General features: G+C 52.8%; 14 protein-coding genes. 2 read left to right on the plus strand and 12 right to left on the minus strand.

The genetic code is table 11. The features are described from left to right. Positions 1-96: 96 nt before the first annotated feature. From AC27KL_RS12335 to AC27KL_RS12365, 7 genes are all read right to left on the minus strand, one after another. Entirely contained in the window at positions 97-1,701 is a 1,605-nt protein-coding gene (locus AC27KL_RS12335; RefSeq protein WP_487169865.1) for a response regulator, read from the minus strand. After that, complete coding sequence (locus AC27KL_RS12340; protein WP_487169866.1) at positions 1,656-3,434, minus strand: cache domain-containing sensor histidine kinase; 1,779 nt, start codon at positions 3,432-3,434, stop codon at positions 1,656-1,658. Before AC27KL_RS12340 ends, AC27KL_RS12335 begins: the two co-directional genes overlap by 46 nt. Positions 3,435-3,527: 93 nt before the next feature. Further along, positions 3,528-4,367 (minus strand): carbohydrate ABC transporter permease, encoded by an 840-nt coding sequence (locus AC27KL_RS12345; RefSeq protein WP_487169867.1) that lies wholly within the window; start codon positions 4,365-4,367, stop codon positions 3,528-3,530. Then, entirely contained in the window at positions 4,364-5,266 is a 903-nt protein-coding gene (locus AC27KL_RS12350; protein ID WP_487169868.1) for a carbohydrate ABC transporter permease, read from the minus strand. The genes AC27KL_RS12345 and AC27KL_RS12350 overlap by 4 nt, the downstream gene beginning before the upstream one ends. 70 nt (positions 5,267-5,336) lie before the next feature. Further along, positions 5,337-6,656: an extracellular solute-binding protein gene (locus tag AC27KL_RS12355; RefSeq protein WP_487169869.1), complete on the minus strand. Its 1,320-nt coding sequence runs from the start codon at positions 6,654-6,656 to the stop codon at positions 5,337-5,339. Positions 6,657-6,924: 268 nt separating this feature from the next. Further along, complete coding sequence (locus tag AC27KL_RS12360) at positions 6,925-7,446, minus strand: DUF4241 domain-containing protein (RefSeq protein WP_487169870.1); 522 nt, start codon at positions 7,444-7,446, stop codon at positions 6,925-6,927. 237 nt (positions 7,447-7,683) lie between these two features. Beyond that, entirely contained in the window at positions 7,684-8,199 is a 516-nt protein-coding gene (locus AC27KL_RS12365; RefSeq protein ID WP_339321161.1) for a GNAT family N-acetyltransferase, read from the minus strand. 359 nt (positions 8,200-8,558) lie between these two features. Here AC27KL_RS12365 and AC27KL_RS12370 point away from each other — a divergent pair, with 359 nt between their 5' ends. Beyond that, on the plus strand, positions 8,559-9,830 hold the full coding sequence (locus tag AC27KL_RS12370; protein WP_487169871.1) for an MFS transporter: 1,272 nt from the start codon (positions 8,559-8,561) through the stop codon (positions 9,828-9,830). A 159-nt stretch (positions 9,831-9,989) separates the two neighbouring features. Here AC27KL_RS12370 and AC27KL_RS12375 read toward each other — a convergent pair whose 3' ends face one another. The 3 genes from AC27KL_RS12375 to AC27KL_RS12385 form a co-directional block, all read right to left on the minus strand. Next, entirely contained in the window at positions 9,990-10,529 is a 540-nt protein-coding gene (locus AC27KL_RS12375) for a BsuPI-related putative proteinase inhibitor (protein WP_487169872.1), read from the minus strand. Between the two features lie 47 nt (positions 10,530-10,576). Next, complete coding sequence (locus tag AC27KL_RS12380; RefSeq protein WP_487169873.1) at positions 10,577-11,242, minus strand: HAD family hydrolase; 666 nt, start codon at positions 11,240-11,242, stop codon at positions 10,577-10,579. Positions 11,243-11,342: 100 nt separating this feature from the next. Beyond that, positions 11,343-12,341 (minus strand): oxidoreductase, encoded by a 999-nt coding sequence (locus AC27KL_RS12385; RefSeq protein WP_339321165.1) that lies wholly within the window; start codon positions 12,339-12,341, stop codon positions 11,343-11,345. A 271-nt stretch (positions 12,342-12,612) separates the two neighbouring features. On the opposite strand from AC27KL_RS12385, the gene AC27KL_RS12390 reads away from it, so the two are divergent. Continuing rightward, positions 12,613-13,044 (plus strand): Lrp/AsnC family transcriptional regulator, encoded by a 432-nt coding sequence (locus AC27KL_RS12390; protein ID WP_339321166.1) that lies wholly within the window; start codon positions 12,613-12,615, stop codon positions 13,042-13,044. 92 nt (positions 13,045-13,136) lie between these two features. Here AC27KL_RS12390 and AC27KL_RS12395 read toward each other — a convergent pair whose 3' ends face one another. Beyond that, complete coding sequence (locus AC27KL_RS12395; RefSeq protein WP_487169874.1) at positions 13,137-14,237, minus strand: YhgE/Pip domain-containing protein; 1,101 nt, start codon at positions 14,235-14,237, stop codon at positions 13,137-13,139. A gap of 235 nt (positions 14,238-14,472) precedes the next feature. Further along, positions 14,473-15,252: a nuclear transport factor 2 family protein gene (locus AC27KL_RS12400; RefSeq protein WP_339321168.1), complete on the minus strand. Its 780-nt coding sequence runs from the start codon at positions 15,250-15,252 to the stop codon at positions 14,473-14,475. Between the last annotated feature and the right edge of the window lie 108 nt (positions 15,253-15,360).

A 15,360-nucleotide genomic window follows, 5' to 3' on the forward strand; every position in this document is an offset into this window, starting at 1 on the left:
ACTCCCCCTTTTTTTGGATGCGGATCGAATTCGTTTTGGGCCTTTCCCTTCGAGTCCGGCTCCCCGCGGCGCTTGAAGGCAAGCGGTCCCGCCCGGTCATGCCGTCGAAGTTGCTCGTTTGAATTCCTGGACGGATACGCCCATCACTTTTTTAAAGCAATGGCTAAAATAATACGGGTCCTTGATCCCGACCTGTTCGGCAATTTGATAGGCTTTCCAGTCCGTTTCGTTCAGCAGTTTCACCGCTTCCTCGATGCGGACCTTCAGCAAATAATCCGTGAAGCTTTGCCCCGTTTCCTGCTTGAACATGCGGCTGCAGTAGCTGGCATTGAGATGAAAGGCACGGGATACCGAAGCAAGCGACACATCGGGGTTGCGAAACGCTTCCGAAATGTAGGCCTTGATTTCGTCGACGATTTTATTCGCTTTTTTCTGCCGGTTGTTTTGGACGCATTCCGCCGCTTCCTTCGCCAATCCCGCCAGCAGGAGATTCAATTCGCCGATCGTGCCGGAACCGAAAATGCGGTTGTACAGCGAGCCTTTGAGCAGCTTCGACCGCAGTTGATGAAAACCGAGCTCGGATAACGTTTGGGTCAGCCTGGAAATGAAATGGATCGAGACGGAATAGGCCTGTTCAATCGTGATCGCCCGGGACGAAGACAACGACGTGAACAGCCGTTCGATATGCAAGGCCGCTTGATCCTGCATCCCCGCTTTGATCAAAAACATGGCTTCGTCGATTTCGGGCAGGTTCAAATCCCACGAGCCTTCCGCCAGCCGGAACTCTTCCCCGAAATTGACCACTTGGCCTCCGCCCGTCAATTTTCCGTAGCGCAGCGCTTCAAGGGCCTCCCGGTAGCTGTCCTTGATGTTTCGAAGGTCGCGGCAGGAGCCGCCGATGCCGACCGAGGCCTGCCCGCCCAGTTTGCCGCTGATCGCGCGAATGCTCAATTCCCCCAGCTTTTCCAGATCCGTTTCGGGGTTCCAATTCATCATGACCACGCGTCCGGCGTTATCCTGGAAAACATCGACGCCCTCCATGCCTTGGGCGAGGCTTTCGACGATCCTTTTGCACCCCATGCCCAGCAGCAGCCGGTGTTCCTCCGTGGCTGCCCCTTCGGCCCTGGCTTCAACCACGGCCACGGAGCAAAAATCGCCGAATGTCCTTCCGAGAAAATACGCGTGCCTCCGGATCAGATCCCCGGTATCGGCGGTTCCGATCAACAAATCGTTCAAAAATTTTTCCTTTACATGTTCGGCGTTCAGCTTGAGCTGGTCCTGCATCAGGCGGTATTCGTTCCAATGGGCCGTTTCCTGCTCGATCGTCTGCTTTAAGCTCTCGGCAAGCTTTGACACCACTTCGGGCTGCAGCGGTTTGAGCAAAAAATCCTGCACCCCGAGCCGGATGCTGGTTTTGGCGTATTCGAATTCGGCATAAGCCGTCATGATCACGATTTTGGCAAACGGATCCCTTTCCCTGATTTGTCGGGCGAGCTCCAAGCCGTCCATATACGGCATATTGATGTCCGTAAAAACGACATCCGGCCTTAAGCTTTCAACCAAATCCAAGGCTTCGTTGCCGCTTGACGCTTCTCCGGCAAAACGGTACCCTAAAGCATCCCAGTCAATCAGCACAGGCAGCAGCCTTCTCGCATTTAACTCATCGTCGACGACGATGGCCGTGATGGTTCGTTTTTCCATGTCGCGTCCTCCGTTTGGGGTATGACAATCGTAATTACGGTCCCTCGGCCCGGCTCCCCGGACAAGGAGTACGTCATTCCTTCGCCATAATACAGCTGCAGGCGTTTGATGGTCCCGCGAAGCCCGAAGCTTGACGCGTTGCGGGTAAGCTGGCCGTCCTGGATCGTCGCCAGCCGGTCCGCGTCGATGCCGACGCCGTCGTCTTCGACGGTCAGCGTGATGCAGCGGTCCGCGGCTTTTGCGGCCACCTTGATCGTCCCCGCCTGTCCCATCGGCCGGATGCCGTGATAAAGCGCGTTTTCCACCAGCGGCTGCAGCGTCAGCTTCGGAACGGGAACGCCCAGCGCACATTCGTCGAGTTCAAACACGGATTCGAACAATCCGGGATAACGCATGTTTTGAATGAACAAATAATTTTTGGCGATTTCGAATTCTTTTTCGAGCGGAATCACTTCGCTGCCTTTGCTCAGGCTCAAACGATAATATTGGGCAAGCGCCGTGATCAGGCCGTACGCTTCGTGGCGTTCCCCGGTCAACGTCAGGTAACCCGCCGATTCCAATGCGTTATACAGGAAATGGGGTTTGATCTGCTGCTGCAAAATATCGAGTTCGAGCTTGCGCCGCGTCCGCTGCTCTTCCTTCTCCCGGAGGATGGCCTCCTCAATCGTCGTAATCATGCTGTTGTACCGGTCCTGAAGCTGCCGGATTTCGCCGGAACGGGACGTGAGCCGCACCTGCTGGAACTCCCCGGATTCCGCTTTCCGCATGGATTTCAACAGGCTTAGGATCGGGTATGTAATGGACCTGGAGATCCAGATGGAACCTAAGAATATGAATACGAAGTTAAACAGGACGATCGGAATCAGCACCCGGTTGATCGGCCCGTAAGGGTTGGACCATTCGCTAAGGTTCAGGGCGGTCGCGTATTTCCAGCCGTCGGCCTCGCTTGCTGCGACCAAATACCTTTCTTTGGCGGCTTTTTGAAGCGTCGTTCCGGAGGACTGTTTCCTGAAGGATTCCGAATCCGCAAACTGCCGGAGCTCCGGCCGCGAAAAAGGAATTAAGAGCTCGTTTTCCCTCATCACCATGAGGTCCATCTTGTTGTCGCCCAAGGAACGTTCGTAGCTTTTTTTGATTTGGGACATCGGAACATTGAGGATCAGGATCCCGATCCGTTTGGCGGTGTTCAAATCGTTGACCGAGCGGATGAGGGACAAATAACGTTCCCCGCTTTGCCCCGCGTTCAGGATGCCGCCCGCGTCGATTCTCCAAATGTAGCTCCCGTTTTTTTCGAGCACCTCCCGGTACCAGGGCGCCTTGCGAACGCTTTCAACAGTAAGTCCTAACTTGAGGTCGTCTACGGAATAATAAAGATCGTCGTTGCGGATCAAATATACGGAAGAGATCGTGGGTTCTGCAAGGAGAATCTCGTATAACACTCTTTGTACGATTTGATTCGATTCGACGATCCCTTCGTCTTTCCAGTCGGTCTGCAAAATCTCCTGAATCGTGCTGTTCGCGATGATCCGCTGGGAATATTTATTCGTGTTGTCGAACAAGGATTGCAGGCTGGACCGGATCGCATATAACGTTTGGTCCGACACGTCGGCGATTTTGCTTTCCGCCAGGTTCCGGTTGATTTTTTGGTACAGTACGCTGCTGATGAGCAAGGAGGCTGCAAGCAGCAGGATAAAATAGGACATCATTTGGGTTCTGATTTTGGTGAATTTCACCTCATGCGCCCCCTGCCGCCAGTCTGGTCTACCGAATGATTATTATGATTATAGCATCCTTCATGCCTTTCTTGGACTACAATCTTGCGAAAGTCATCCCTTGACGGCCCCGGCAACGATACTTTTTTGGACTTGCTCGCTCAGCAGGGCGTAAATGAGGACCGCCGGAAGCGTCGCAAGCACCATGCCTGCCGCCATCGCGCCGTACTCCGTCGAGTAAGCCCCTTTCAGAGCATTAATGGCCACCGTAATCGTCATCAGCTTCGGATTGTTGATGAACGTATTGGCGAACATCAGCTCATTCCAGGCGGAAAGGAACGTGAAAATCGAGGTCGACACCAAAGCCGGCTTGACCAGCGGCAGCATGATCCGGTAAAACATCTGATAAATGCTGCATCCGTCCACGACGCTGGCTTCCTCCAATTCCTTGGGGAGCGCCGAGAAAAATCCGATCAAAATGAATATGGTGCTCGGCAGCGCATTGACGGTATAAGGGATGACCAGCGCCCACGGCGTATTTAACAGGCTGGTCGCCTTCAGCATCAGGAATACCGGCAGCAGCGTCGCATGCACGGGGATCATCAGCCCCGACATAAAGAAGGCGAGCACGAGCTTGCTCCATTTCCATTTCATGCGCACGATCGCATAGGACACCATGGAGGCGAGGAGCCCCGAGGCCACGACGGTGATCGCCGTGTAGGCCAAGCTATTGATGAGGTTTCTGCCGAGCGTCGAACCCGAAAAAATATATTCGTAATTGGACCACAGCCATTTGCCGGGAAGGCCCATCACGTTCGTTCCGGTGATCTCCATATTGCTTTTGAACGAAGTCAGAACGAGCCAAAGCAATGGATACAACTGGATGACGGCAAATCCGATAAGCAATATTTGGAGTCCGACGCGGATCCATCTTCGTCCCCGGGCAAGCGTCATCTTCCTTCCTCCTTCTCTTCCCGCGTGCGCAGCAGCTTTTGCAGGATCAAATAAAAGACGAGGCATTCCGCGACCATAAACACGGCCATCGCGCTTCCGTAACCGTACATGTTCCGATTGAAAATGGTGGTATACATCAGCGTGCTGGGCACGTCGGTGGACGGCGAGGCTTTGCCTCCGGTCATGATGTAGACCAGGTCGAAAAATTTGAGCGAGCCGATCACCGCAAAAATGACGCAAACCCTTAAGATCGGCACCATCAAAGGAATCGTGATGGAAAACGCGGAGCGGATCTCCGAAGCCCCGTCGATTTTCGCGGCCTCGTACAAATCTTCGGGTATTCCTTTGATCGCCGCATACATCAGAAGCATGTGGTATCCGACATACTGCCATACGATCGGAATCATGACGCTGAATAAAGCGGTACGGTCTTCCGTGAGCCAGTCATGCGTCCACGATGCCAACCCGATCCGCTCCAGAAAATGGTTCAGAATGCCGTAGTTCGGATTGTAGATCGTTAAAAACATCAGGCCGATGACCGCGGACGAAACCAGCACGGGGACGAAAAAAAGCGTCCGGTACAGCTTCTCCCCCTTGACGCCCCGGGCGAGGATCAAAGCCAATATAAGCGAAACCGGCAGCTGCAGGCAGACGGACAGAACGGCCAAATAAACGGTATTCAAGACCGAATGGCCAAATTCCATGCCGTACGTGTCGGTCACGAACAGATCCTTATACAGGGCCAGCCCCACGAACTTGGCCGGCTGGATGCCGTCCCAATCCAACAGGCTGTAGTAGACGGATTGCAGGATCGGAACAAAGCCGACGAGTGCAAACAAAATCAGAGAAGGGAGAACAAAAACCGCAATCGCCTTCTTGTTACTTAATACCTGGTGCATATGTAGTGAACGCCTCCCATAAAGGCGCATGCGGCGGCCGGAGCCCGCCGCATGCGCGTGTAATTTCCTTTTATTCGCCGGAGCTGATCTTGGCCTGCAATTCTTTGGTGTACTCTTCCGGAGACACTTTGCCCGACACGAACTTCATAAGCGAGCCGAACATGGATTCCGCGTCGTTGCCGGACAACATTTGATCCCACCAATACGTAAAGCCGCTGGCTTTGGAGGACAACTCGCCCACCTGGAGCGCCAATGGATTCACGCCTGACGTGTCCCCGACATCCCCTTTCCATGCCGAGGTTCCCGAACCTGCCAGGAACACTTCCTTGGCCATCGTTTCGATGAAGAACTTGTACACTTCCCATACCTTCTCCTGATTCCGGACTTTCGAGTTGATCACAAACGTTTCTCCCGATCCTCCGAACCATTCGTCAGCGCCGCCTTTGCCTCCCGGAATCGTCGGAAACGGAATCGGGACGATTTTGCCTTTGACGGGGGAGTCCTCCGCTTCGATCTGTCCGTTGACCCATCCGGCCATAAACAGCATCGCTGCTTTTCCGGTCAGGAACATGTTGATCGAATCGTCGTACGAAGTGCCCAAATAATTGGCGCCGAACGCTTTGGCATCGATCAGCTCCTTGTATTTCCGCGCCGCTTCCACGAATTCCGGCGTATCGAAGGAGCCTGTTTTCTTCAGCGCCTCGTTGGTTGCCGCCGTCCCGCCCATCCGGATATCCAGAATCGCGTTCCAGAACATCGCGGGCCACCGGTCTTTGGCGCCAAGCGCGATCGGCGTCACGTTTTTGGCTTTGAGAGCCGACACCGCGGCCAGCAGCTCATCCCACGTCGTCGGCATTTTTGCTCCCGCTTGGTCAAGCAGCTCCTTGTTCACGTACAGACTTGCGGTCGCGATATTCGTCGGCAGTCCGTACAGCCTGCCGTCAAAAGTAAAATTGTCCGTCGTTCCCGGCACGAGTCGATCCAGCGTTCCGTCTTTGGCCAGTTCGTCTAACGGAAGGATCCGCTTCCCCTCGACGAAAGGCTGGGAAAAACCCCCGCCCCAGGCATAGAAAATATCGGGAAGCTCATCCGCGGCCGACGCCGATTTAATTTTCGTTTTATACGCTTCGCCGCCGACGCCGACATGTTCGATTTCCACATCCGGGAACTTTGCTTTCGTCTGCTCCAGAGCCTTGTAGAACCCGACGTAACCGCCGTCCTTCGAATTGGGGTCCGCAAACTGGGACCACATCGTAATTTTGATCTTTTCCTTGCCCGCTTCCGCCGATGTCCCTTGGTTCTCCGAATCGCCGCTTTTTCCGCAAGCCGCGGTCATCAGAACCAGGGCCAGAGCCAGGGACGAAAGGATCCCTGCTTTCCATTTTTTCATCGAATGCTGACCTCCCCTGTTTTCTAAAACGCTTACAAACCTATTGTAGAGTCCTTTCCTTTCTCGGAACATGGAATATCATTGCTTTTTCATTGAAAATGATGACAGGCGGGAACGAAGAGGCAGGTGCCCCGACACCCGGTTTGCTTTTGATTTCCTTAAAGAAAAAGAAGACCGGAAACCGGCCTTCTTCGCTGACTTGTCATGATTTCTTCTTTTGGAACAGGAACCGGACGATCGGGCAGGAACTGGGCTGTGCCTTTCAACCTTAAAGGTCCGCTTCTTTGATAAAGACGATTTTCACGCCGATAATCCGGCCTTCGCTATCCGCAGCCGCATACGCTGCATAGCCTCCGTCGCCAAAACCGGAATGCGAAACCACGCCCCCGTCCAGCACGCCGGCCTCTGTTTCGCTTCCCGTTATATCGCAGCAGGCAAGATACCATTCGCTGTCCGTCGTATCCGGCTCCGGCGCTTCCGGATCGGGAATGCGGTATTTGCTCGCATCGAATATGCCCGCCTGCCCGCTGTCCACGCCGACGATGAAATTGCATTTCACCCATTCCAGCCGCTCTTGCTGATCCGTATATGCGCTGTGGCAAGCGACCAGTTTGGCGCAGGCTTCGCCCCAATCCCTTACCTCGGCCTTGTGGACGAAAGCGTCCCAGGCGCCGTTTAACGGGCGGTCCAACACGCCCATAATGATCGTGTCCGGGTTCAAGTCGTAACAAGGATCGGATACGACCATTTTGCCGGATGCGATTTCAAATTGTCCCAATGGAATCATCATGTTTCATTTCCCCTCTCTGTTCCCAACTGATTGCGATACGCTGGTATGTATATAAAATAGCCGACGGAACCGAAAAATTCAGACTTCCCCTTCAGCTCTATTCGCTCCTCTCGACCCATTCCCCTTCATATTCGCGGACAATGCCTTCTGCATCCGTCCGAAGTCGAGCGGTGTAGCCGCTGAGGGAACGATATTCGTATTTCGCCACTACGCGTGGTCACTCATGCCCGGTCCGGGTTATAACGATATTTCCTTATAATACAAAACGGTGGCGTCCAAGCTTCCGTCGGCTGAACGGGCAAAATGCGGAATTTTGCCGGCCTCGATGAATCCGAGCGATCGGTACAGCCCATTCGATGGGTCTCCTTCCCTCGTATCCAGAACAAGCAGCGTCCTGTTCTCTTGGCGTGCTGCCTCTTCCGCTGTCTCCATCAGCATCCGGGCGATGCCGCATCTCCGGGCTTCCGGGGATACCATAAGCTTCGCGATTTCCGCGCGATGCGCGGCATTGGGTTTCATGGCGAGGTGAAGCTGCACCGTTCCCGCCGCCCGGCCATCCTTCTCCGCAATCCATAATCGGACTCCCGGCGATATCGCCTGTTCCCAATATTTCTTCGCCTCCTGCTCCGAAAGCGGCGGCAAAAATCCAATCGATGCCCCGTCATCGACGACGCGGATCAGGACATCCGACAGCTGTTCCAACAGATCCGCATCGATCGCTGTGACCTCAAAGATATGAATTCGTTCGTTCACTGACACCCTCCCCTTCCTGTATTAACCTGATCTAATGACGATACCGGACAGCGGTTTGTTTCATTCGATCATAGCCGATCCGGACGGAAAGCGGTAGTCAAAAGATAAACTTTTTTAACATTTGCGGACCCTTGAAAACCAGGACATTTCGGATGCGCGCCAACCCCGTTTCTGTCGATCATAAGAACCTTTGCCGAAGTAGTTATGCGTTTCCTTGCTTTCGATTCGTTTAAGGGAGAAGCATCCCCGAATCTGTCTCTTCCCCAAGGACATCTTCCATTTTCTGCTTCCCACGGGGAGAACCTCCTGCTACAATGGGGATGACCATACAACGATGACAATGACGGGGGATCGGCAAAATGCATGTACTGCATGCGGTTACATCAGGATGGAAACTTCTTGGCCGCAATATCCGGCTTTTTTTTCTGGCGAATGTGCTGTACCAAATCGGGACGGGCATGTTTTCGGTGCTTTACAACTTGTATATTCAAGCATTAGGGTATGAAGACACGATGAACGGGACGATCGTCAGCGTGCAGTCTTTGGCGACGGCGCTCGTATTTATACCGATCGGGCTGATCGCCGACAGGGCCAGCCATAAGCTGCTCCTTTCGCTTGGCGCGATGCTTACGGGACTAAGCTTTATGGGAAGGGCTTTTGCGAGCGGGGAATCGGGACTGGTGCTGCTGGCGGTGGCCGCCGGCTTGTTTGCCGCCTTTTTTCAGGTGATCGCCGTACCTTTCCTCGCGGAAAATACGGATAAACAGCAACGGCTGAAAATATTCAGCTACCACTTCTCCCTCGTGCTTGCGGCGCAGGTGCTCGGCAGCAGCGGGGGCGGCGTTTTGGCGGATCTGCTGCAGCAGGCGGGGATGGAAAAAATCCATAGTCTGCAAACGGTGCTGTTCATCGGGGGCGCGGCAAGCTTGCTGGCGTTTATTCCGCTTTTGTTCGTCCAAAAAACGGTGAAGGAACACGTGCCGGTCGAAACCGCCGTGCCGGAGGTGGCAGCCAAACCAGCGGTTCCGGCCAAGGATGACTGGAAAGCCATCTGCAAATTCACGCTCGCCCAACTGATCGTCGGAACGGGCTCCGGGCTTGTCGTGCCTTATTTGAATCTTTATTTTACGAACCGTTTTGCCGTTTCGTTATCGGCCGTCGGGATTTTGATTTCGCTTGGCCAGGTGATGACCATCGTATCGATGCTGATCGGACCGACGCTGGCGAACCGGGTCGGCCCCGTAAAGGCCGTCGTGCTGTTCCAAATGATGTCGTTGCCGTTCCTGCTGCTGACCGGTTTCACGAACTTGTTCGTCATCGCGTCGATCACGTTCCTGTTCCGGCAGGCGCTCATGAATGCGGCCAACCCCATCCAGTCCTCCATCATGGTAGACCGGGTATCGGACGCGCGCCGGGGCATCGCCAATTCCATGACCCAAACCGCATTTATGCTCGGCTGGGCGACGATGGGACCGGTGCAGTCGTTCCTGCTGACGGCCTACGGAACCTATTGGGGATATGCGATCACCTTCAGCATGACCGGCGTTTTGTACATCACCGCGTCGGCGATGTATTATTTTATGTTCAAAGAAGGAAAAACCGCAGCTTCCAAAGCTGCGGCCGCGGTGTAACTTCTATTCCTATCTTCTTATTTACAAAGGTGTTTCTGTCAGGCGGAAGGCGATGCCCTTCCGCCTTTTGCATAAAACCACTCCTCATTAATAGAAGAAAAGAAGAGCTAATGGTAAATTTTTTGCCCGTTGGCTCTTCTAATTAAAATGTAGATCGTTTTATAAAACTTCAACCACTGTAGTAGCGGTCAGATCTTCCGTAGATAAGCTTCCATTTTCGGTATCGAGACGAATCAACATAACGACCTTTATTTTATAACGGCCTTTGGAAACATGACGGCCCTTTAGATCTTTATAATCCCATGTTTCTTTGTAACTTAGTGCCTCCTCATTCTTAAATTCCCGTTGTATCGATTTCATGGGAAATACTCTATTTGTAGACCACCTGTAAACTTCTTCATTTTCCTCATTCATTATAAATATCTCGTATTTTTGAGATCCGTAGTAAATTAGTTGGTCTTTCCTTGAAATGTTTCGAAGATTAAAAAGAATGGTTATGCGGTCTTCCTCTTTGATGGTATCTATGGAAGTTTTCATTACCTTACTTATAGGCTCCATTCTTTTCTTGACTTGAGTTTCTAAATGCCCTTCATTTTTGACATCATTCCCGCTTGGAAGGTCACTTGTTTTCAATGTATCACAGGAGTTACAAAACGTTATCAATATTAGACAGGAAATCCATACTGTAAGTTTTTTCATCCCCTTTTTCACCTCAAGTCATTGACGAGGACAATATGGAAAATGTTTCAAAAAGACTCCTGCCGCCCCCCTTCAAAAAACGCCCTCAACTCCTCCACGGTTCGCACATGATACGTCGGCCGAATCGCGGTCAGCTCCTCCTCGCTTCCGTATCCGAAACCCACCGCTACCGAATCGATGCCGTTTTTTTGCGCGCCGATGATGTCATGCTTGCGGTCCCCGATCATGATGGATTCTTCCTTGCGTAAGCTAAACTTCTCGATCACCGTGGCGATGATCTCCGCTTTGTCGGATAACGTTCCATCCAAATGGCTGCCGCAGACGTATTCGAAATAAGCATCGATGCCAAAATGCTTCAGCACCTCCACCGCAAATACGGTAGGCTTCGAAGTGGCCACGAATAACTTCCGGCCCTGTCCCTTTAGCGCCTCAAGCAATTCATGGATGCCATCGTACAGTTCGTTTTCGTAGATGCCCCGATCCTGGAAATATTCACGGTATTTCTCGACCGCCAGCACCGAATCCCGCTCCGAAAAGGAGTGGATCTCCCGAAAGGAGCTTGCAAGCGGCGGACCAATATACGGTATGAGCGTATCCGGATCCGCCACCTGAATGCCCCAATGGGTTAATGCGAATTGCACCGACTTCGTGATTCCGGCCTTCGGGTCCGTTAGCGTGCCGTCGAGGTCAAACAGGACGTTTGGATATTGCATGGCTTCTCCCCCTTTTAAAATCCCCCCGGCACCATCCTTTCGATCAAATGCCGCTTCCTCTTACTATATAAAGATTTTGCAAAAAGGGATAGAGAAGTTTTTAATGCTGCGATACCATCTCCGGGGCCAAAAAGGTATTCCGGATATAATCCGGATCCTGAAGCAGCGGTCTGCCGACCGCGATAAAATCGGCCAGGTTTTCCGATACGATGAATTCCGCAAGCGACGGGTCATAGATTTTTCCGACGGCGATCACCGGAATGCCCACGTATTGTTTTATAATGGAAGCATAAGGAACCTGGTATCCATCGGGAGTCGCGAGCGGATTGACCGGCAGCAGACCGCCGGAGGACACGTCCACCGCATCGATGTAGGCTTCCAGCCCTTGGAGGATCTTCCCGACTTCGACGGGAGTCAATCCTCCTTCGGCAAAATCGGATGCGGATACCCGGACGATCACGGGATAGTTTCTTCCCGTCTCCGAACGCACGGCTTCCAGGATTTCTTTTAAGAAACGGCTGCGGTTTTCGAGCGATCCGCCATATTGGTCGGTCCGCCGGTTGGACAGCGGGGACAGGAATTGATGCACCAAATGCCCGTGAGCCGCATGCACCTCGATGCCGTCGAACCCCGCCTGCAAGCTTCTTCGGGCTGCGAGGCGGAAATTCTCCACTTCGGCGCGGATGTCCGCGACGCTCATCTGCTCCGGAACGCCGTATTCATCATCGTAGGCGATGGCACTTGGAGCAAGCAGCCGCGATGCGCCGTTTCGCCAAGATTTTCTGCCGCCATGCGTCAATTGAATGAATACCGGCGTATCCTTGGCGTGAACAGCATCGACGACCGGTTTCAAAAATGCGGTATGGGCGTCGGTAAAAATGCCGATGTCATTGTGAAATAGCCGCCCATTCGGGGAAACGCCGGTCGATTCGATAATCAACAGCCCTGCCCCGGATGCCAATTTCGCGTAATGCTGCACGTGGTAATCGGTCGCAAACGATTCGGGCGTCCCCTGCCACTGCTGCATCGGGGATACGATCAGACGATTTTTCAAAGTCAGCTTTCCTATATTTTTTTCGCTTAAAATGGTTGTGTTCATCCGCTAAACCCTCCTGAATGTTGAACTTGTGTACTGCTTCTTTTTTAATTACAGTTTATCGGGCGGAGGGCTGGCGTGCCATGCCAATAACAAGTTTTCCTTCCCGTTTTACTATGGATTTGAAGGACTATTTCCCCTTATACTTAAAAAATGAAAGCAGCCGTTGCTTGGCGGTGCGATGCCGATAATCGCGCATGCCTTGAAGGCGCCAGGAATAAATCCTATTTCGTAAGATCATATGCTACATGCCGCCAAAGGAGGATGTCCCCTAATGGATCAAACCGACTTGAAAATATTGAATATACTGCAGGACAACGCCCGGATTACCATTTCCGAATTGGGCCGGATGATCAACATGACCGGGCCGGCGGTCACGGAACGGGTACGGAGGCTGGAGGAAAAAGGAGTGATCCGTTCGTATCGGGCCATGCTTTCTCCCGAAAAACTCGGAAAAGCCATTACCGCGTTTGTGGCCATTCAGGCGAACCGCTGCGACCTGTTCACGGATTTTTGCCGGCGGTCGCCGGACGTCGCGGAAGTCCATCAGATCAGCGGCCAGTTTAACTTCCTCATCAAGGTCGTCACCGAATCGATGCAATCGCTTGACCGATTCCGGAAGGAATGCAGCGAATACGGATTTACGCAGACGATGACCGTGCTCTCGACCCCGTTCGATCCCAAAGGCGTGCCTCTTGACGTTTAAAAGGCTGGCCGCCCGGATGTTTCGTAGGGTGGAACGTTCGTTTCCACCCGCCCCAACACCGGCAATGCAACGCTGATGCCCCTTGCCTCATTTTATCCGCCGATAACCGTGGTCGACACCGCATCTGAAGCATGATTCGCCTTCAATCCCGAAGCCAGCAGCAGCGCCAAAAATCCCCCGGCGACGCCCCACAAAACAAATACGTTCGAAGAGGCCGCACCCAACCCGCCAAAGTACATCGCTTCCCGCAATCCTTCTGCTGCAAACCGAAGCGGCGTCCACGAATAAATCCATTCTCGCGTCGCCTGGGACAAAAACTCCGGAGCCATGTTCAGCAGCGGTAAGGAGAAAAACATCAGCAGGACGAGCAGCGGCATCGCCGGGAATCCGATCCAATTCAGCAAAGAAGATTGCAGCAGGAAAAACGCCGATCCGGCCAACCATAGGAACAACCAAATCTCCCCCGTGTTCACCAGCTCCATGCCGTACCACGACGAAGCCATCCATAGGGTGAAACCCGACGCTATGCCGGCGATCACAAGTCCAGCGATCGCTTGCAGCGCGCTGACCGTCCACCTTCTGGAACCCGCCGCTACCGCTTTCCGGCTAGTCAGAAACATGACGACTCCGGTCACCAGGCTGCCGATCCACATGATCTGAATCAATAACCCCGGCGCATTCCCCGACGCATGGTTCGCCCCCGGCGGATGCACGACTTCCTCCTGAACGTTCATCGGCGCCATAAAAGCTTTAGCCGTCTCCACCGGAACTTGCCCCGTTTGTTGCCCGACTTGCCCAAGCAGCTGTTGTGCCAGCTCCCGGCTGATCAAGTTCATCGCTTGCCCCAAAACCTGTCTTACGACCGTCGAGGCTTGAGCGTTCATCCCCTCGTTGGCGATGATCTTCACCTTAGGGTGAATCGGCGAGGGAGTGGATAACGAGAGCATTCCGCTGCTCAGATCCGATGGAAGCACTAATGCTCCGTAATATTCGCGTTTATCCAGTCCTTCCCGGGCTTTTTCCTCGGAATCCACGACATGCCAGGCCAAAGGCAGCGCCCGGTTCGACAACATTTGATCCCGGATCTTCTCCCCGACCGCCAACGTTTCTCCATTCGGCAGCCCCGCAGGCCGGTCAAGGATAACAAGGGCAACCGGAAGCTCCTTGGGCTTTGATCCAAGCACCGATCCCATATCGCCGCCCCGAATACGACCAAAGCGACCAGGACGATCGCCAGTCCCAGCCACGTCATTTTTTGTTTCAGCATGATCATGATCCTCTACTCCTCGTCTCTATACAAATGAACAAAAATAGCGTTGCTGCGGCAACGCGACCGTATCCATTGGGTACTCCGATTTATTCGTAATGCGAAAGACATCACCCCTTAGAAATCGGCGATGTCTTTCTTGTTATTCAGCTGGGCCAACCTTAAAATCTGCTGTTCGAATTATTGCGTTTTTCCGCCGGCAGGATCGCCTCGACGACGTCCCAATGTTCGGCGATCTTTCCATCCTCTACGCGGAACAAATCGTAGAAAGCCGTAGGTCGGCCGTCGAAGACCCCTTCACTCACGGTAAGAACAAAATCGCCTTGTCCGATCACCTGATGAAGATGAGTATATTCGAATGTAATATTTTTTTCCGCCAGTGCCTGCAATGCGGCATGAAGACCCGAAAGCCCGTCCGCAATATGCGGACTATGCTGAATGTAGCGGTCCCCATCAAAATAAGTGTTCAGCAGGTCCGGGTTTTTCCCAAATAAAATGTTCTCGACATAGCTTTTGACAAGCGTTTTGTTCGCGTCCGTCTTGTCGATATCCTGAATCGTGACCGGTCCGTCAATCATCGTATGGTTGCTTGGGGTTTTCTCCACCATCTCTTGCAAATTATCCCAATGTTCGACGATCAGTCCATTTTCAAAACGGAAAATATCAATAGCGATTTTGGGGCCGAAAAAATCATATACGGAATGAAGCACCACATAATTACCGTCGACCAAAGCGCGTTTAATGCTTACCTTAGTTCCAGCTTCCTTCAAATGCGCAAGTGCGCCAAGCATAGCTTCACGACCATCGAGTAAAGCCTGGTTATGCTGGATGTATTTTTCCGGATGCACGTAAGCCGTAATCGCTTCGGGGTTGCCGCTCTCCAAACTTTCCAGCACGGCGATGGCCTTATGGACGAGCTCATTTTGATTGTTTAATGTCATTGGGATATCCTCCTAATATAAATTTATAGACATCAAGATAAATAATGAACGTCATGTTGTTTATTTATCTGTTGCTCATTATAATGAAGGTGAATATGGCGCTCAATA

The sequence above is a fragment of the Paenibacillus sp. YAE3 genome (assembly GCF_057546105.1).